Here is a 17,826-nt window from a genome sequence, read left to right as displayed (position 1 = left end):
GATGTGGAGTAGAGGGTGCTGAGGATCGTACGGCGATGGGGGCTGCGCGCGAGCGGTGTCGTGGTGACCGGTGTCGGCCTCTACGTGGTTGCCCCAAGCCTGGCCGGTCTTCTCGACGCATGGCCCCGGCTCGAGAACGTGCGGCCCCGTTGGTTCGTGGTCCTCGCCGTACTCGAGGTCGCCAGCTTCGTGGCCCTCTGGTGGCTGACGCGGATCGCGCTCACCCAACCTGCCCGGCCCCGGGCCCGCTGGCGCGACGTGGCGTCCGCCCAGCTGGCCGGAAACGCCGCCAGCCGGGTCCTGCCTGGTGGCGCTGCCACCGGAAGCGTGGTGCAGGGGCGGATGCTCCTCGCCGGGGGCCACCCGGCCGCTCTCGTCACCAGCGCCCTGGCGGCCGTCGGCGTGCTCACCACCGGAGTCCTCCTCACCCTCCCGGTTCTGACCGTTCCGGCCGTGCTCATCGGCCCGCCGCCGGCGCGGCAGCTGCAGCTCGGACTGGTCGTCTCCCTCCTCCTGGCGGTGGTGATCGTCGGCCTGGGTGTCACCGTCCTCACCCTGCCGCGCCTCCTCGCCGGGATCGGGCTCGCCGTCGGCGGGCTCGTGCACAAGGTCCACAGGAGGGTCACCGCCACCGGCACCGCCCTGGCGCTGTCTCGGCAGCGCGCCCGAGTTGCTGCCGCCTTCCGAGGGAACTGGTGGCGGTCGGTGATGGCCGCATCGGCCCATCGGATGCTGGACTACGCCGCGCTCGTCGCGGCCGTGGTCGCGGTGGGTGGGCAGGCCAGGCCGTCGATGGTGCTGCTTGCCTATGTCGTCGCCGCCGCGCTCGCGATGGTGCCGCTCACGCCAGGCGGCCTCGGCTTCGTCGAGACCGGCCTGACCGGCACCCTCGTGCTCGCTGGTGTCGGGGCCGACACGGCGGTCGTCGCGACGTTGCTCTACCGGCTGGCCTCCTTCTGGATGCCCATACCGCTGGGCGCGCTCGCGTGGGCGGTGTGGACCACGCACCGCCGTATCGGGCCGGCGAGGCGGTCCCCGGCTCAGGTGCCGGACCCGTAGGCGAGGATCGACGGCCTCGGCGGGTCGAGGGCCCCCGAGAGGTGAGCCACCGCGCGACGGCGCTGCTGGTCCGCCACGAGCTCGAGACCGCGGCCCGCAAGGCATTCCTTGACGGCCACCGCGACGGTGAAGGCGTCGACCGGTGTGCATCGGGTCGACAGCTCGAGCATCCGCCCACCGTCGGGCAGGAACCAATGCTCCGCGACCAGCCGCCGGTCGAGCTCGGGCAGCCTGACCTTCTGCCGCAGGACATGGACCGAACCCAGGAGCGCCAGCTCCTTCATCGGCGGACCCCCGGGGCAGATCGTGTCGTAGAAGGCGAGCTGGCTCTCGCTGAACAGCTTTCGCGCAGACGCGTGACCCTGGCGCGCAGCACGCACCCGAGAGCCGTCGACGGGCGCGCGCACGGACACCGAGCACACGAATCCTTCCGGCAGGACCGTGACGTCGGTGCGGAAGCCCGGGTCCGCGCGGATGCCTGCCGGCACGCCGCCCGGTCCGAGATGGCGACAGGAGACCGACGAGTCCACCCCTCCCCCCGTTCGACGGCGCGCGCGCAGCAGTACGCCTCTTGAGCTCAGGTAGAGCGTCGGGGTGTCGAGGAAGGAGATCTCCTGGACCCGAGCCTTCAGCACGTCGAGTCCGAGAGCGTCGGCGGCGAGGCGTCTGCCGGCATCGGGCACCGTGAACCGCAGCCGGACGCTGGGCGCGCGGATCAGGACAGGCAACAGGTCGTGGAGCCGTCGTACGCCGGCGCCGGGCATCGGGCGGTCGGCGCTGGCACCGATCGTCCCGACGACCACACCCCGTGCGCCCGGGTCCGGGTTCGTCACTCCCCGAAGACTTCCCGAAGGGCGCGCTCCTGGGACTCGTCCAGGTTGGCGAAGATCAGCTGAGGCTTGTCAGCGGCGAAGGCGTCCCTGACCTTGTCGAGGACAGCGTCGGAGCTCAGCACGAACAGTGCCGAGGTCCCTGGAGTGACCTTCTCCCGGACCTCGCCGATGAACTTGTCGTCGATCCCGACGTCGGCCAGTGACCCTGACAGGGCGCCGCTCGCGGCGCCGATGACGGCGCCGAGCAGCGGCACGAGGAAGATGAGGCCGAAGAGCATCCCCCAGAACGCACCGCCCAGCGCACCCGCACCGGTGAGGTTGTGCATCTGGCGCGTCTTGGGCTTCTTTTGGCCCTCCTCCCACTGCACGACTGCGGCGTCGTGGACGACGATGAGGTTCTGGCGGGACAGGTCCTGCAACGTCTTGGATGCGCTCTCGGCGCCGTGCGGGCTGTCGAACTCCCATACCGTCAACGTGGCCATGCGTCCTCCTGGAGTCGTCGTGGGCCGAGTCCTCACGATGTCCCGGCGCCGCGCGCGAGATGCTCACCTGTTGCGGGTGATCGTCTGGCTTGGTCGGACGTTGTCAGGCGAGCAGGGCGCTCACACCCAGGACGACGACCGTCAGGCCCGCCAGCATCGCCAACAACGGCCAGACCCACCGCAGGTAGGTGCCGTACGGGACCCTGGCGATCGCGAGCCCACCCATCACCACCGCAGAGGTGGGGATGAACAGGTTCATCAGCCCTGATGCGCTCTGGTAGGCGGTGACCACCAGGTCGGCGGGCACATCGACGAAGTTCGCCAGGGGCGCCATGATCGGCATGGACACCGTGGCCAGACCGGACGACGAGGGGATCAGGAACGACAGCGGCAGGAACAACAGGTACATCACGATCGCGAATGCCGCCTGCCCGACGTCCCCGAGGGCCACCTCCGCCCAGTGCAGCACCGTGTCGGTGATCTCACCGTTGTTCATGATCACGGTGATGCCGCGCGCGATCCCGATGATCAGCGCGACCCCGAGGAGGTCACGCGCGCCGGCGACGAACGACTCGGTGAGGTCCGTCTCGCTGAGGCGGGCGACCAGCCCGATGATCACCGAGAACATGATGAACGACGCGGTCATCTCCGGGAACCACCACCACAAGGTGGGCAGCCCGATGCCGAGGTCCTCCCAGGGGATGACGCCGTACATCATCACGCCGAACGCAAGGCCGAAGATCGCGAGGATCGTCTTGTGGGTCCCGGTCATCGTCGCGACCCCGCCCTCCTCGCCGACCCGGAAGGTCGCCTCGGCCTCGCCGCGGAGGTCGTGCACGACCGAGGTGGTGGGGTCGCGCTTGACGCGGTCGGCGTAGCGGAGCACCCAGAAGATCCCGATGGCGAGGCCGACGACGAGGATCACGAGCCGGGGCACGATGCCGTCGCTGATCGAGACACCGGCGAACCCCGACGCGATCCCGGTGGCGAACGGGTTGATCGTCGACCCGAGCGTGCCGATCCCACATCCCAGCAAGAGCACCGCGGCGCCGGTGAGGGTGTCGTAGCCGGCCGCGATCATGACCGTGATCACGAGGGCGTAGAAGGCGAGGCTCTCCTCGGCCATCCCGTACGTCGAACCGCCGAGCGCGAAGACCGACATGAGAATGGGGATCATCCAGCGTTCGCGGCCCTCGAGCCTCTTGACCAGGCGTCCGATGCCCGCCTGGATGGCGCCCGAGCGCATGGTCACCCCGAGGAAGCCGCCGATCACGATGATGAACAGCGCCACGTCGATCGCCCCGAAGAGGACGCCCTCGTTGTAGTAGCTGATGCTCCCGTCCGATGCCTCGATGCCGTACAGGCCGTTGATCGGGGCGGTCAGGGAGTCGATGAGGATCCGCTGCGGGTTCGGGTCGACCTCGCGGTAGGTGCCCGGGAGGGGCGCGCCGTCGTCATCGAGGCGGTAGGTCCCCGCGGGCACGATCCACGTCGCGATCGCCATGATGACGATGAGCGCGAACAGGATCGTGTAGGCCGAAGGCAACGAGAACTTGCGCCGCTTCGGTTCGGCCGGGGTGGGCTCGTCCAGAGTCCGGGTGTCGTCGGTCATGGTGCCTCCTGGCCCATTGACGTGGGGTGCTGCTCGACGGCCTCGGACGTGTCCTCCCACGGTTCGGTCGCCTTGGGGACCTTGAACCCCAGGTAGCCGTAGAGGACGTCGAGCAGCGGGCTGAGGATGTTGAAGAAGCAGAACGGGAAATACGCCGCCGTGGACACGCCGAGCACCCCGGAGATGTAGGCGCCGCAGGTGTTCCAGGGGACCAGCACCGAGGTGACCGTCCCGGAGTCCTCGACGGCTCGGGAGAGCGCCTGCGGGGCGAGACCCCGCTTGGCGAACTCGCCGCGGAACATGCGGGCCGGCAGCACGACCGCGACGTACTGGTCGCCGGCGATCACGTTGAGCCCGACGCCGCTGCCGTTGACGGCGAGGATCAGGGATCCCCGCCGGCGCGCGCGGGTAACGATCGGCGCCAGCAGACGCTGGAGGAAGCCCGCGTGCTCCATGACCGCGGCGAACGACAGAGCCCCTAGGACCAACCAGATCGTGGTGAGCAGGCTGGCCATCCCGCCGCGGGAGAACAGCTCGTCGATCTGCGGTACTCCGGAGTCGCTGACGAAACCGGTGGCCATGGCGGAGAAGATCGCCTCGATGGAGGTGGCCACGGGCCCGAGGTCGGGGTCGTCGACGAACGCCTGGACCGCCTCCCACTGGGTGAACGGCGCGAGGATCCCCGCGAAGAGGGCCGACCCGAGGATGGAAAGGAACGGCGGGTACTTCAGAACCGCGAAGAGCACGAGGACGAGCAGCGGCAGGAGATTCAGCGCCGAGATATCGAACGCCTCCGCGAGCGCCTGACGCGCGGCATCCGTGCTGATCGTGGCCTCGGGCTCGGCGTTCAGCCCCAGCAGCATGAACGCGACCAGGCTGATGCCCAAGGCCGGCCCCGCCGTCCAGAACATGTTCTTGACGTGCTCGCCGACAGTGAGCCGCCCACCCACGAGCTTCGGCACCAGAATCGTGGTCTCCGAAAGCGGGGTCATCTTGTCGCCGAAGTAGGCGCCGCAGATCACCGCGCCCGCGGCGGCCGCCTCCGACACACCCATCACGCGCGCCATGCCCACGAACGCGACGCCGAGCGTGCCGGCGGTGGTCCAGGAGCTGCCGGTCACCATGCCCACCAGCGCGCAGATCACCGCGGTCGCCAGGTAGAACCATGTAGGGCTCAGCAGCCGGATGCCTATGTCGACCACGGTCGGGATGGTCCCGGCCATGTTCCACGTCCCGATCAGCGCACCGACGGCGAGCAGGATGAAGATCGCGCCGACCGCGGAGGTCACCCCGCCGACGGCGGCATCGGCCACCCCCGCCACCGTGAAGCCGTTCTTGAACGCCATCAGGCTCGCGAACGCGGCACTCAGCAGGAGGGCCACCTGGAGTGGCCCGTTGGTCGCGTCGATGCCGAACAGCACGATCGTCAGCACGAGCAGGACGATCAGCACCACGATCGGCAGGAGCGCGTCGAGGAGGGTCGGCGCACGAGGAACCCGCTGCGACGGCTCGGGCGCGGGTGCTTCCCGGTCCCGGTTCCGCGCCGACAACCTGGACACGAGCGTCTCAGCCCGTGCTGGAGACTGGCGCGCTGGCAACGAGGCCCGCGGCCCCGACGTCGTCTCCGCGCTGGTGGTCAGGTCCCCGCGCGAACGCGATCAGTCCGATGACGACCAGTGCGGCTACGACGACGATGACCCACCGGATGAGCACGCTCACGGCATCCTCCTGACCGTCAGACCGGGTCCCGTAGCAGCGGGCACGTCATGCAGTGGCCCCCGCCGCGTCCCTTGCCCAGCTCGTAGCCCTCGATCGTGACGACCTCGATCCCGGCCGCGCGCATCTTCGCGATCGTGTAGGTGTTGCGCTCGTAGGCGACGACCACGCCCGGCTCGAGCGCGACGACGTTGTTGCCGTCGTCCCACTGCTCGCGCTCCTGCTGGTAGACGTCGCCACCGGTCTCCACGACCCGGAGCTCGGGCACGCCCATGGCGTCGGCGACCGCTGACAGGAAGCTCGTCTCCTCCGTGACATGGAACTGGTTCGGCGTCGGGCCGGGCCGCAGGCTGATCGCTCGGACGTTGTCGACGACCTTGGGATAGAGGGTCACCGCGTCCCGGTCGAGCATCGTGAAGACAGTGTCGAGGTGCATGTGCGCGCGGTCCTTCGTCATCACCACGGCGATCACTCGCTCCGCGGCGCCCTTCGCGAACAGCGCCCTGGCGATCTGCTCGATCATCCGGGCCTGAGTGCGCTCGCTGAGACCGATCAGCACCGTGCCGTTCCCGATGGGCTGGACGTCTCCGCCTTCGAGCGAGGCCCGGCCGAAGTCCTGGACGTGGAACCTGCCCTCGTCGCCGAGCTCCGGGTACCAGTAGTCGAAGTCCGCATCGGCGAACATGGGGTGGTAGCGGTAGATCGCGGCGACGTTGTAGGCCTCCAGCCTGCGTGCGGGCCAGAACATGGGGTTGATCGAGACGCCGCCGTACATCCAGCACGACGAGTCCCGGGTGAACAGGGTGTTGGGCAATGGGGGCAGTACGAAGCGGCTCGGCTCGTCGAGTGCGGCCGCCGGCAGGGATGACTTGCGCGCGGCCTCGACGTCGAGCCCCGACTCCTCCACAGTCAGACCACCGAGGAGATGCATCGCCAGCCGGTCGGGCTTCATCTCCCAGAGCAGGGCACGGACGTCGTCGACGAGGGACAACCCCACGGTGTACTCGGAGGCGGTGACCTCGACGAGCCGCCGCCGCCCTTCGTCGCTCGCCTCGAGCGCCTCCGCCAGCAGCTGTTGCAGGAGGAAGACCTCGACACCGCGTTCGCGCATCCTGGCGACGAACTGGTCGTGCTCGTACTGGGCTCGCTCGACCCAGAGGACGTCGTCGAAGAGCAGCTCGTCATGGTTCGAGGGGGTCAGCCTCTGCAGGCTGAGCTCGGGTCGATGCACCATCACCTTCCTCAGCCGTCCCACCTCGGAGTGAACTCCGAATTCAGACATCTCGGTCTCCTTCTGTGCGCTCTTCCGGTCAGCTCGGGACGACTTGGGTGCCGGCGGAACCGGCGATGACCTGTTCGATCTGCTCGAGGCTGCCGATGGCCGCCCGCGGTCCGCCGCTCTCGACGAAGTGCGCCGCGGCCGCCACCTTGGGCCCCATCGATCCGGCAGGGAGGTCGAGTCCCTCCAGCTCCGCCGGGGTGACCTTGCCGAGGAGTGCCTGGTCCGGGGTCCCCCAGCCCGTGTAGACGCCGTCCACGTCGGTGGCCATCACGAACAGGTCCGCCTCCACCTCGCGGGCGAGCAGCTCACTCGCGAGGTCCTTGTCGATGACCGCCTCCACGCCGGTGAGCAGCGGGCGGTCGCCGCGCGTGAACATCGTCGGGACGCCCCCGCCTCCGGCGCAGATCACGACCACGTCCCGGTCGAGGAGCTGTCTGATCGGGTCGATCTGGAAGATGTGCCGTGGCGCCGGTGAGGGTACGACGCGTCGCCAGGACTCGCCGTCCCTGCGGAACGGCCAGCCCTTCTCCTCGGCCAGCTTCTGCGCCACGCCCTCGGTGTAGATCGGTCCGACGAACTTCGTGGGGTTCGCGAACGCCGGGTCGTCGGGATCGACCTCGACCATCGTCATGATGGTCGCGAACTCTTCGGAGCTGGGCAGCACGTTGCGGAGCTCCTGCTCGAGGACGTAGCCGATCATTCCCTCGGTCTGGGCCCCCAGGACGTCGAGCGGGTAGGGGTCCACGTCCGTGTACGCCGCGGCCTGAAGCGCCAGCAGCCCCACCTGAGGGCCGTTCCCGTGCGACAGCACCAGCTCGTGGTCGGTCGCGACGGTCGCCAGGGCCGGCGCCGCCTTCCGTACGTTCAGGCGCTGCACCTCGGCGGTCATCGGCTCGCCCCGCTTGAGGAGAGCGTTGCCGCCGAGGGCGATGACAACACGCATTTCTGCTCCGATCAGCTGCCGAGCGTGGCGACCATGACGGCCTTGATGGTGTGGAGCCGGTTCTCCGCCTGGTCGAAGACGATCGAGGCAGCGGACTCGAACACCTCATCGGTGACCTCGAGGGCGTCGACGCCGTAACGCTGGTAGATGTCCTCCCCGACCTTCGTGTCGCGGTTGTGGAACGCGGGCAGGCAGTGCATGAACTTGACCTTGGGGTTGCCGGTGCGCCGTACCACGTCGGCGTTGACCTGGTAGGGCATCAGGAGCTTGATGCGCTCCTCCCACACCTCCGCGGGCTCGCCCATCGATACCCAGACGTCGGTGTACAGGAAGTCGACACCCGAGACGCCTTCGTCGACGTCCGCGGTGAGGGTGAGCCGCGCACCGGTGTCGGCGGCGATCGACTGGCACTCCTTGACCAGGTCCTCCTTCGGCCACAGATGCTCGGGCGCGCAGATCCGCACGTCCATGCCGAACTTGCATCCCCCCACCATCAGGGAGTTGCCCATGTTGTTGCGGGCGTCGCCGAGGTAGCAGTAGGCGATCTCCGTCAGGTGCTTGTCACTGTGCTCGGTCATGGTGAGCATGTCGGCGAGGATCTGCGTCGGGTGGAACTCGTCGGTCAGTCCGTTCCACACGGGAACACCGGCGTACTCGGCGAGGATCTCCACCTTCTCCTGCGAGAAACCTCGGTACTCGATGCCGTCGAAGGTGCGCCCGAGCACGCGGGCTGTGTCCTTCATCGACTCCTTGTGCCCGATCTGCGACCCGCTCGGCTCGAGGTAGGTGACGTGGGCCGCCTGGTCCTTGGCGGCCACCTCGAACGCGGTCCGGGTCCGCGTCGACGTCTTCTCGAAGATCAGGGCGATGTTCTTGCCGGAGAGTCTGGGTGCCTCGTAGCCGCCGTACTTCGCGGCCTTCAGCTCTGCCGACAGGCGCAACAGGTGCTTCAGCTCCGCCGGCGTGAAGTCCAGCTCCTTGAGGTAGCTCCGGTTCCGGAGGTTGAACGCCATCAGATGTTCTCCTTGTGTGAGCGGGACGACATGGCTAGGCGGAGGCGGGGACGGCGGCGAGGGCCGGCGCCGGCCGCGTACGGCGAAGGCGCAGGCGCAGGAAGAGCTTGATGGACTCCTCCACGACGAGGAGGGTCAGGGCGATCCCGACACAGATGGACCACTGCGCGAAGGTGAGCGCGATCGTGTCGAAGATGCGTTGCAGGAGGCCGAGGCCGGTCACCGCCACGATCGCCAGGAGGGAAACCCCGTAGCGACGCAGCTGGGTGACGCCCGGCACGGACTCGCGGTCGAAGATCGTGTGTTCCTGGTCCCTGGACAGCAGACCGGCCACGAGGTGGAACAGCGACAACGTCGTCAGCAGCATCGTGCCGGCCAGCAGGGCCGTGCCCTGGGCCGCGCCGATCTGGTAGGCGACCAGCGCGCCCACGGTCATGACGGCGCCCTGGATGCACAGCCGCACCCAGTCCGCAGCAGAGAGCACCGGCGCCCCGGTGGGGCGCGGGAGTCGACCCATCAGGCCGGCCGTGGGCTTGTCGAAGCCCAGGGCGATCGCGATGGGGATGTCCACGACCATGTTCAGCCACAGGATCTGGAGCGGGGTCAACGGAGCGCCGCTGGCGATGCCGAAGATGCCGGCGCCGAGGAAGATGGCGATGTAGGCCACCAGCGTGGACATCTGGAACCGCAGGTACTTGATCAGGTTGTCGTAGAGCGCCCGCCCGTAGGAGACCGCGTTCACGATCGTGGCGAAGTTGTCGTCGGTCAGGATCATCACGGCGGCCTCCTTGGAGACCTCCGTGCCGGTGATTCCCATCGCAACGCCGATGTCGGCGGCCTTGAGCGCGGGGGCGTCGTTCACTCCGTCGCCCGTCATCGCCACCACGTTTCCCGAGCGCTTGAGCAGCTGCACCAGGCGGATCTTGTCCTCGGGCGAGACTCGGGCGACGACTCCGATCTCGGGCAGCTCCTCGAGGAGCTGCTCGTCGCTCATGGCGGCGAACGCCGTCCCGGTCACCGCACGCCCCTCGATGCCGAGCTCGCCCGCGATCGCGGCGGCCGTGGTGGCGTGGTCGCCGGTGATCATCCGCACCCGGATCCCGGCCGTCCGGCACTCGGCGATGGCTGCCTTCGCCTCGGGTCGTGGCGGGTCCACGATCCCCACCATGGCCAGCAGCGTCAGGTCGTCGACGCGCTCGATGAGGTCGTCACCGGCGACGAAGTCGGCTGCAGGGAAGTCGCGCTGGGCGACGACCATCACCCGCTCACCGCCCTCGGCCATCCGGTCGTTGGCGTCGAGCGCGAGCCGGATGTTGTCGTCGGTGATCGGCACGACCCGGCCGTCCGGCTCCAGGTACGAGGTGGAGCGGGCGATCAGGACGTCGGGGGCGCCCTTCACGTAACAACGGACGACCGGCTCACCGCCGGCTCCGGTCATCTCGTGGAACGTCGCCATGAACTTGTAGTCGGAGTCGAACGGGACCTCGGCGACTCGGGGGTAGGTCCGTCGGGTCTCGTCGAGGTCCAGGCCGCCCTTCGCGCCGAGCACGATGAGCGCGCCCTCGGTCGGGTCGCCGATGAGGTCCTCCCCGTCGAGGACGGCGTCGGCGCACAGGGCCATGGGCAGCAGGTACGGATCGAGGTCGATGCGGGAACCGCCGACGTGCTTGATCTCGCCCGCGGTCCGGTAACCCTCCCCGGAGATGGTGAACCGGTTGTGTCCCGGAATAGCCAGCTCGCGGGCCGTCATCTTGTTCAGGGTCAGGGTGCCGGTCTTGTCCGAGCAGATCACCGATGTCGACCCGAGGGTCTCCACCGCCGGGAGCCGCTTCACGATCGCGTTGCGGCGAGCGATCTCGCGTGTGCCGAGGGACAGCAGCGCCGTGACCACGGCGGGCAACCCGGTCGGGATGGCCGCGACCGCGAGCGCGACACCCGTGATGAACAGGGTCTCGAAAGACTCTCCGCGCACCAGGCCGAGGATCACGACGAGGGCAAGGGCGACTCCCGCGATCGACGCGATGATCTTGGACAGGCCGTCCAGCTGCTTCTGCAGGGGTGTCTTGTCCCCCTCGGTCATCGAGAGCAGCTCCGCGATGTGGCCGATCTCTGTGTCCATCCCCGTCGCCGTCACGACGAGCTCGCCACGCCCCCGTGTCACGGCGGTGTTCATGTAGGCCATGCAGAGCCGGTCGCCGAGCGGGACCTCGTCACCGGGCACCGGCTCGACGGACTTGGAGACGGGCAGGCTCTCGCCCGTGAGCGCAGCTTCCTCGATCTCTAGCGTCGCGGCGACGCAGATCCGGCCGTCCGCCGGGATCCGGTTGCCGGCCTCCACCAGGACGACGTCACCCGGGACGACCTCCTCGGCGTCGATCTCGACTGCCTGGCCGTCGCGCCGCACCCGGGCGACCGTCTTCATCATCTGGGCGAGAGCCTTGACACTCTCCTCTGCCTTCGCCTCCTGGCGCAGCCCGATGACGGCGTTGAACACAGTCAGGCCGGCCAGGACGACGGACGTGCCGACGTCCTGTGTGACGATCAGGTTCACGGCGGCAGCGACGAGCAGGACGACCTGCATGAAGTCCTGGTACTGCCGCACGAACGCGTGGAAACCGGACTCCTTCTTGGTCCCGGTCAGGCGGTTCCGGCCCTGCGCCTCCAGGCGCTGGCGGGCCTCCTGGGCGCTGAGACCCTGCGCGAGCACGACACCCATCTCCTGGGCCACCCGCTCCGCGTCCTCGTCGTACCACCTCGAGGACGCGGGTCCGGTCGCCGAGCGCTCCTGTGCCGTGTCCCGACTGATCGTCACGATCTTTCTCCCGCCTGGACGCGCCTCCACGGGGGTGGGCACTGATGGGCCCGAGGCCCGGAGGTGCGCGCACGCCGCCGATACGTCCTGAGAACCGAATCCACTCGCTGCCAAAGTGGACCCGGCAGCACCCGCGGCGATCACCCGTATCAGGTGACTGCGAGAGCCCCGCTCCGGTCCGGGATACGCGCCCCGGCCTCTCCCCCAGAACGGGGGATGCCGCAGCCGGTCGACGGACCCAGCCTTGAAGGGTCCGTGAGCGGTCGGAACAGGCCGCCTACCACCGATCGAGAGAGCATCGCGATGACCGAGGCAGACGTGCATGGACCCGTCGACTTCGTGCTTCTGGAGTTCAGGGAGGACCGACTGACCGGCAGAGCCGCCGACGAGCTGCTGCGGCTCGTCGACGACGGTGTCATCCGTCTGTTCGACGTCGCCTTCGTCGGCAAGACCGCGGACGGCGAGATCTACGCCGTGGATCTGGCCGCAGAAGCGCTCGCCGAGCAGCTCGGGCTCAACGCCTTCGCGGGCGCGCGGTCGGGGCTGCTGGCCGACGACGACGTGCGCGAGGCCGCGCAGGTGATGGAGCCCGGGACCCTCGCGGCTCTCATCGTCTACGAGAACAGCTGGGCGATCCCGTTCATCGCGGCTGCCCGGGAGTCCGGCGCCGAGCTGGTCGCGTCGGCCAGGATCCCCGCCGCCGACGTGATGGCCGCCCTCGACGCGCTCGAGCAGGCCGCCGAGCCGCTGCAACCGATCTAGGAGACGTCATGCCAGGACTGCTGCGAGGAGTGGCGCGCACGGCCGTTGTGGCCGGCACCGCGAGCGCCGTGAACGGTCGCGTACAGCGACGCCAGGCTGAGCGCTTCGCCGAGCGCGACGCGCACACCGCCGCCGTGCGCCAGGACGCGTACCGGGAGGAGACCGCCTATCCGCAGGCGGCTCCCCCGCCGCCGGCAGCGGCGCCGGGCCCGTCCGCCGAGGAGCGGCTCGTCCAGCTCGAACGGCTCGGTGGTCTGCTGTCCCAAGGGGTGCTGACCCAGGAGGAGTTCGCCGCCGAGAAGGCGCGCATCCTGAGCTCCTGAGCGGTTCGGGCCGCTCGGGTGCTATCCCGCCAGGCCCTCGACCGGGCCGGAAGGCACCGGACTCTGGACTCGTCTCATCCTCAACGAGTTCGCCAGCCCGATTCCGCTGGCGAGGATCGGGACGAGCAACGCCACCTGGAGGGCGAGTGGTCGCGCCTCGGTGTTGATACGGACGATCTCCTCCCGAGTGGGTGCTGGCTGCTCGGCCAGAAGTGCCTCGAGCCGCGTGTTCGTCATGACCTCGGCGTCGTCCTCGAGGGCGCGGGCGACGACCTCCTGCTCGTCGGGGGAGAGGACGGTGCTGTCCTCCGCCATCGCGGTGAAGGTCACCGACAAGGCCGCCAGCATCAAGGCGCCGCTGAAGGCGAGGCCGAACGACAGGCCGAACGACCCGGCGGCCGAGTTGACACCGGCGGCCTCGCTCACGCGCTCCTGCGAGATCGGCGCGAGGGTGTAGTTGTTGAGCTGGGAGACCAGCAGCCCCAGACCCGAGCCGGCGACCAGGAGCGGGACCAGCAGGTACCACCCCGAGGTCGCCCGGGGCACCACCGGGAGGATCAGGACCAGCCCCAGCGTGACGAGAAGGAACCCTGTCCTGATGATGCTGCTGGGCCGGCGTTCGCCCGCCGCCTTGCCGGCCACGAGTGCAACCACGAACATGCTCAGCGACAGGGGCGCGATGGCGAGACCGGCCTGCAGGGCGTTGTACTCGAGGACCATCTGCAGGTAGATCGGGAGCGCGATCATGGTCCCGCCCAGAGCGATCTGCTGAAGCAGCTGGGAGGAGATCCCCAGCCTGAACGGCTTGGAGGAGAACAGGTCGGGATCGATGAGCGTGGGGCGGTGCTGGCGCTTCCGGCGGACCAGCCCGGTCACCAGCAGCACCAGACCGATCACGCCGATCCCGATCAGCAGACCGACGGCCTCGCCACCCTCCTGCCAGACCAGGATGCCCAGGACGACACCACCCATGCCCACGATCGAGAAGCCGGCGCCCACCAGGTCGACCTCGCGGGGCCCCGTGTACGGCGCGTCGCGCACCATGCCGATCCCGCAGAGCACGGCCGCGATGATCACCGCCTCCAGGAGGAATCCGACGCGCCAGGAGAGATAGGTCGTGATGAACCCGCCCAGCAGCGGTCCGATCGCGGCCGCGATGGCGGCTGCCGCCCCCACCAGCGCATAGACACGGTGCTGGGCCGGGCCCTCGAAGTTGCCGTGCACCAGCGACTGCATTGCCGGCAGCAGGAGCGACGCCCCGAGTCCACCCACGAGCGCCCAGAAGACGATGATCGCGGTGAGGCTCTGGGCCAGGGTCATCGCCACCGCCCCCACGCCGTAGCCGACGAGCCCCAGGATGTAGGCGAGCTTGCGACCGAACAGGTCACCGACCTTGCTTCCGATCAGGATGAAGGCCGCCGACACGAGCGCCTCGAGAGCGATCGCGCTCTGGACCCCGCTGACCGTGGTGTCCAGGTCCCGGACCACCGCGGATATCGACACGTTCATCAGCGACGTGTCCACGACCAGGACAAACATCGCCATCGCCAGCAGCAGTGCAAGTGGCCGGTTCAGCGCCACGGGCTCCTCGGAGCCCACGTTCTCTGTCGCCGTCATCGCGCTCCTCGGGGTCGGCACGTGAGTTTCCTACGATCTCGCCGGGCGGTCCTGGCCCATAAGGGGTGACGTACGACGGTGCGTGGGCACCGGCCGGGACCAGCTCGACAAATCGGCGGCATGGTCCCGAGGGTGCGATAGTCACGTCATGACTGCTGCAACCGATGTGTTGACCGACGCGCTGGGCAGGGTCCGGGAGAACGTGCACGCCGTGGTCGAGGGCCTCTCCCGCGACCAGCTGGCCGAGCGGCTGGACCCCGACGCCAACTCGATCGCCTGGCTGGTGTGGCACCTGACCCGGGTCGAGGACGACCACGTGGCCGGCGTCGCCGGCACCGACCAGCTCTGGCAGGCCGACGGCTGGGCCGGGCGCTTCGCCCTCCCCCTGGACGGCAACGACCACGGGTTCGGTCACAGCCGTGAACAGGTGGCCGCCGTCGTCGTCGACGGGGACCTGCTCACGGCGTACCACGACGCTGTGCATGCGCGGGCCGTGGAGTACGTCGAGTCGCTCACCGACGACGACCTCGCCCGGGTCGTCGACCGGCGGTGGGATCCGCCGGTCACCATGGCCGTCCGCCTCGTCAGCGTCGTCGACGACTGCGCCCAGCACGTCGGGCAGGCGGCGTTCGTGCGGGGCATCCTCGAGCGCCGCTGACGCGCGAACGACCGACGACCCTAGGCTCGTCGCGTGACACCGGACCCGGACCGCTTCGCGGTGACCTTCGTCGACGGCGTCACCCTGGACAAGTGGCGCCGCCGCTGGCGCGAGCGGGTGCCCGGGACCCTCCTGGACCTCACGCTCGTGACGGACGCGCGGCAGGTGGACGCGGTCCGCGACGGCACCGCGGCGATGAGCTTCGTCCGGGACCTCGACGAGGCGGACCGGGACGGCCTGCACCACATCCCGCTCTACCGCGAGGTGCCGGTGGTCGTCGTCGGCAAGGAGCACCCGGTCGCGGCGTACGACGAGATCCCGCTCGACGACCTGCGAGACGAGCTCGTGCTCGACGACCCGGAGCTGTCCACGCGACTGAAGGTCGAGACCGTGGCCGCAGGCACCGGCGTCGTGGTCCTCCCGATGTCCGTGGCGCGGGTGCACCACCGCAAGGACGTAGTCGCCGTCCCGGTGTCGGGGGTGCCGGAGTCACAGGTCGGGCTGGCCTGGCGGCGGGACAACGAGGACCCCCTCACCGAGATGCTCATCGGCATCGTGCGCGGTCGCACCGAGCGCAGCTCGCGTGGCGACCAGCCGCCGGTGGAGGACCCGCCGCCGAAGCGCCCCGGTGCCGGCGCCAACGCCGACCGCGCCCGTTCCGACCGTCGTCGTACGCCGGGACGGCGAAGTGGTGGTCGACGTCGTCGGGGCTGAGGTGTGTCGAACGGGTTACCGCGGGGTATGCCACCTGTGAGAACGGTCTCGCGCCGGGGCGCGGACAGAAGCCTCGACTTGAGAATGTGTTGAGAGGTCTGCTTGCCTCGACCGCGGCCACCAGTCCCCGACCGTGATGGATGAGGAGGGCGTCGCCCGCTGCGGCGCACACCTGCGTGAGTATCGACACCCGACCAGAACAGACTGCCGGTGACCCCCGCCCGCAGACCGTCGTCCACCCGGCGCTCGACACGCCGGTCATCGTGGACGAGAACGCCCGAGGATCGAAGGTCGACCGGGTCGTGTTCGGCGTCACCGCCGTGATCGCCCTGGCCTTCGTCGCCTGGGGCTTCCTCGACACCGAAAGCCTCGGTGGCGCGTCCGGCTCGGCCCTCGAGTGGACCGTGCACAACATGGGCTGGCTGTTCGTCGTGCTGGCATCGGCCTTCGTGGTGTTCGTGATCTGGCTGGCGATGGGCCGGTTCGGCAACATCCCGCTCGGCGCCGACGACGAGGAGCCGGAGTTCCGCACGATCTCCTGGATCGCGATGATGTTCAGCGCCGGCATGGGCATCGGCCTGATGTTCTTCGGCGTCAGCGAACCGCTGACCCACTTCGTGACTCCCCCGCCCGGCACCGGGCCCGCGGGCAACCCCGAAGCCGTCCAGACGGCCATGGCGACCACGCTCTTCCACTGGACCCTGCACCCGTGGGCGATCTACGCAGTCGTCGGCATCGCCATCGCGTACGGCGTATTCCGGCGCGGCCGTTCACAGCTGATCTCCTCCGGCTTCATCCCGCTCATCGGCGAGAAGCGCGCCACCGGCACGGCCGGGCGGATCATCGACATGCTCGCGATCTTCGCCACGCTGTTCGGCTCCGCCGCGTCACTGGGGCTTGGCGCTCTGCAGATCGGCAGCGGCGTGGAGATCGTCAGCGGCATCGGCACGGTCGGCAACGGTGTGCTGGTCGCGATCATCGCGATCCTCACCGCGGCCTTCATCCTGTCGGCGGTCTCCGGGGTGGCGAAGGGCATCCAGTGGCTGTCCAACATCAACATGGTGCTGGCGATCACACTCGCGCTGTTCGTGTTCGTCGTCGGCCCGACGGTCTTCATGCTCGACCTGATCCCGACCGCCGTCGGCAGCTACTTCCAGGACCTGGCGATGATGTCCGCCCGCACCGAGGCCTCCGGCGGCGAGGGCATGGCCACCTGGCTCTCCGGCTGGACGGTGTTCTACTGGGCCTGGTGGCTCTCCTGGACACCTTTCGTGGGCATGTTCATCGCCCGCATCTCACGCGGTCGCACGATCCGCCAGTTCGTCACCGGGGTGCTCCTGGTGCCCTCACTGGTCAGCCTGGTCTGGTTCGCGATCTTCGGTGGCGCCGCCATCAAGGCCGAGCAGAACGGCGCCGACCTCGCCGGCGCGGCCACCACGGAGGGCCAGCTGTTCGGCCTCCTCGACACCATGCCGATGGCCGGGGCGACCACCGTGCTGGTCATGCTGCTCGTGGCGATCTTCTTCGTCTCCGGCGCCGATGCCGCGTCGATCGTGATGGCCACCCTCTCCCAGCGCGGCACCCTCGAGCCGAGCCGGATGAACGTCATCTTCTGGGGCGTGGTCACCGGCGCAGTGGCGGCGGTGATGCTGCTCGTCGGCGGAGACTCGGCTCTGACCGGGTTGCAGAACCTCACGATCGTGGCGGCCCTGCCGTTCGCGATCGTCATGGTCGGGCTGGCCGCGGCCCTGGTCAAGGACCTGCGCAGCGACCCGCTGATGGTGCGCCGCCACTACGCCGCGGCAGCGGTGGAGAAGGCGGTCGTGACCGGAGCTACGCGGCACGGCGACGACTTCGCGCTCACCATCGAGCAGTCCGACGAACCGCTACTCACCGAGTACTCCGACAGCGCAACGACACGCGAGGACACCGCGGAGCCGCACCCGAGAGGCTGAGCGTCTCGTCGCACCCGATGATGCGGGGCCGAGGCCGTCTGCAAG

16 protein-coding genes are annotated in these 17,826 nt (G+C 69.2%); 6 read left to right on the top strand and 10 right to left on the bottom strand.

All coding sequences use genetic code 11. The features are described 5' to 3' along the window. Nucleotides 1-15: 15 nt before the first annotated feature. Nucleotides 16-1,059: a lysylphosphatidylglycerol synthase transmembrane domain-containing protein gene (locus VFH10_RS11815; protein ID WP_325128730.1), complete on the top strand. Its 1,044-nt coding sequence runs from the start codon at nucleotides 16-18 to the stop codon at nucleotides 1,057-1,059. Here VFH10_RS11815 and VFH10_RS11810 read toward each other — a convergent pair. The 9 genes from VFH10_RS11810 to VFH10_RS11770 all read right to left on the bottom strand — a co-directional run bounded on the left by VFH10_RS11810 (nucleotide 1,041) and on the right by VFH10_RS11770 (nucleotide 11,752). Continuing rightward, complete coding sequence (locus VFH10_RS11810) at nucleotides 1,041-1,892, bottom strand: hypothetical protein (protein WP_325128728.1); 852 nt, start codon at nucleotides 1,890-1,892, stop codon at nucleotides 1,041-1,043. The two genes, VFH10_RS11815 and VFH10_RS11810, sit on opposite strands and share 19 nt — an antisense overlap. Continuing rightward, the gene (locus VFH10_RS11805; RefSeq protein WP_325128726.1) at nucleotides 1,889-2,374 is read right to left on the bottom strand and encodes a DUF1269 domain-containing protein; all 486 of its coding nucleotides are present in this window, start codon (nucleotides 2,372-2,374) and stop codon (nucleotides 1,889-1,891) included. Before VFH10_RS11805 ends, VFH10_RS11810 begins: the two co-directional genes overlap by 4 nt. Before the next feature lie 103 nt (nucleotides 2,375-2,477). Beyond that, a complete protein-coding gene (locus VFH10_RS11800; RefSeq protein ID WP_325128724.1) occupies nucleotides 2,478-3,986 on the bottom strand; it encodes a YfcC family protein in 1,509 nt (502 codons plus the stop codon). Next, entirely contained in the window at nucleotides 3,983-5,545 is a 1,563-nt protein-coding gene (locus VFH10_RS11795) for a Na+/H+ antiporter NhaC family protein (protein ID WP_325128722.1), read from the bottom strand. The genes VFH10_RS11800 and VFH10_RS11795 overlap by 4 nt, the downstream gene beginning before the upstream one ends. Nucleotides 5,546-5,552: 7 nt before the next feature. After that, complete coding sequence (locus tag VFH10_RS11790) at nucleotides 5,553-5,705, bottom strand: hypothetical protein (protein WP_325128721.1); 153 nt, start codon at nucleotides 5,703-5,705, stop codon at nucleotides 5,553-5,555. Between the two features lie 16 nt (nucleotides 5,706-5,721). After that, nucleotides 5,722-6,984 (bottom strand): arginine deiminase, encoded by a 1,263-nt coding sequence (locus VFH10_RS11785; RefSeq protein ID WP_325128719.1) that lies wholly within the window; start codon nucleotides 6,982-6,984, stop codon nucleotides 5,722-5,724. Nucleotides 6,985-7,012: 28 nt separating this feature from the next. Then, nucleotides 7,013-7,927 carry a carbamate kinase gene (arcC, locus tag VFH10_RS11780; RefSeq protein WP_325128717.1) on the bottom strand — a complete coding sequence of 305 codons (915 nt, stop codon included), beginning with the start codon at nucleotides 7,925-7,927 and terminating at the stop codon, nucleotides 7,013-7,015. Between the two features lie 11 nt (nucleotides 7,928-7,938). Continuing rightward, nucleotides 7,939-8,940: an ornithine carbamoyltransferase gene (argF, locus tag VFH10_RS11775; RefSeq protein WP_325128714.1), complete on the bottom strand. Its 1,002-nt coding sequence runs from the start codon at nucleotides 8,938-8,940 to the stop codon at nucleotides 7,939-7,941. 34 nt (nucleotides 8,941-8,974) lie between these two features. Next, on the bottom strand, nucleotides 8,975-11,752 hold the full coding sequence (locus tag VFH10_RS11770; RefSeq protein WP_325128712.1) for a cation-transporting P-type ATPase: 2,778 nt from the start codon (nucleotides 11,750-11,752) through the stop codon (nucleotides 8,975-8,977). Nucleotides 11,753-12,055: 303 nt separating this feature from the next. Here VFH10_RS11770 and VFH10_RS11765 point away from each other — a divergent pair, with 303 nt between their 5' ends. Both VFH10_RS11765 and VFH10_RS11760 read left to right on the top strand, forming a co-directional pair. After that, on the top strand, nucleotides 12,056-12,514 hold the full coding sequence (locus tag VFH10_RS11765; protein WP_325128710.1) for a DUF6325 family protein: 459 nt from the start codon (nucleotides 12,056-12,058) through the stop codon (nucleotides 12,512-12,514). Between the two features lie 8 nt (nucleotides 12,515-12,522). After that, nucleotides 12,523-12,837 (top strand): SHOCT domain-containing protein, encoded by a 315-nt coding sequence (locus VFH10_RS11760; protein WP_325128708.1) that lies wholly within the window; start codon nucleotides 12,523-12,525, stop codon nucleotides 12,835-12,837. A gap of 21 nt (nucleotides 12,838-12,858) precedes the next feature. On the opposite strand, the gene VFH10_RS11755 is transcribed toward VFH10_RS11760, so the two are convergent. Continuing rightward, a complete protein-coding gene (locus VFH10_RS11755; RefSeq protein WP_325128706.1) occupies nucleotides 12,859-14,454 on the bottom strand; it encodes an MFS transporter in 1,596 nt (531 codons plus the stop codon). A gap of 148 nt (nucleotides 14,455-14,602) precedes the next feature. On the opposite strand from VFH10_RS11755, the gene VFH10_RS11750 reads away from it, so the two are divergent. The 3 genes from VFH10_RS11750 (at nucleotide 14,603) to VFH10_RS11740 (ending at nucleotide 17,781) form a co-directional block, all read left to right on the top strand. Further along, a complete protein-coding gene (locus tag VFH10_RS11750; protein WP_325128704.1) occupies nucleotides 14,603-15,112 on the top strand; it encodes a mycothiol transferase in 510 nt (169 codons plus the stop codon). Between the two features lie 33 nt (nucleotides 15,113-15,145). Next, nucleotides 15,146-15,826, top strand: coding sequence for a LysR substrate-binding domain-containing protein (locus VFH10_RS11745; protein WP_325128702.1), 681 nt, complete (start codon nucleotides 15,146-15,148; stop codon nucleotides 15,824-15,826). A 176-nt stretch (nucleotides 15,827-16,002) separates the two neighbouring features. Next, the gene (locus tag VFH10_RS11740; RefSeq protein ID WP_325128700.1) at nucleotides 16,003-17,781 is read left to right on the top strand and encodes a BCCT family transporter; all 1,779 of its coding nucleotides are present in this window, start codon (nucleotides 16,003-16,005) and stop codon (nucleotides 17,779-17,781) included. Nucleotides 17,782-17,826 lie beyond the last annotated feature (45 nt).

The organism is Nocardioides sp. (genome assembly GCF_035697785.1).
Taxonomy (GTDB): Bacteria; Actinomycetota; Actinomycetes; order Propionibacteriales; family Nocardioidaceae; genus Nocardioides_B.
The sequence above is the reverse complement of the archived record's forward strand: the minus strand, read 5'-3'. Positions and strand labels throughout refer to the sequence as shown.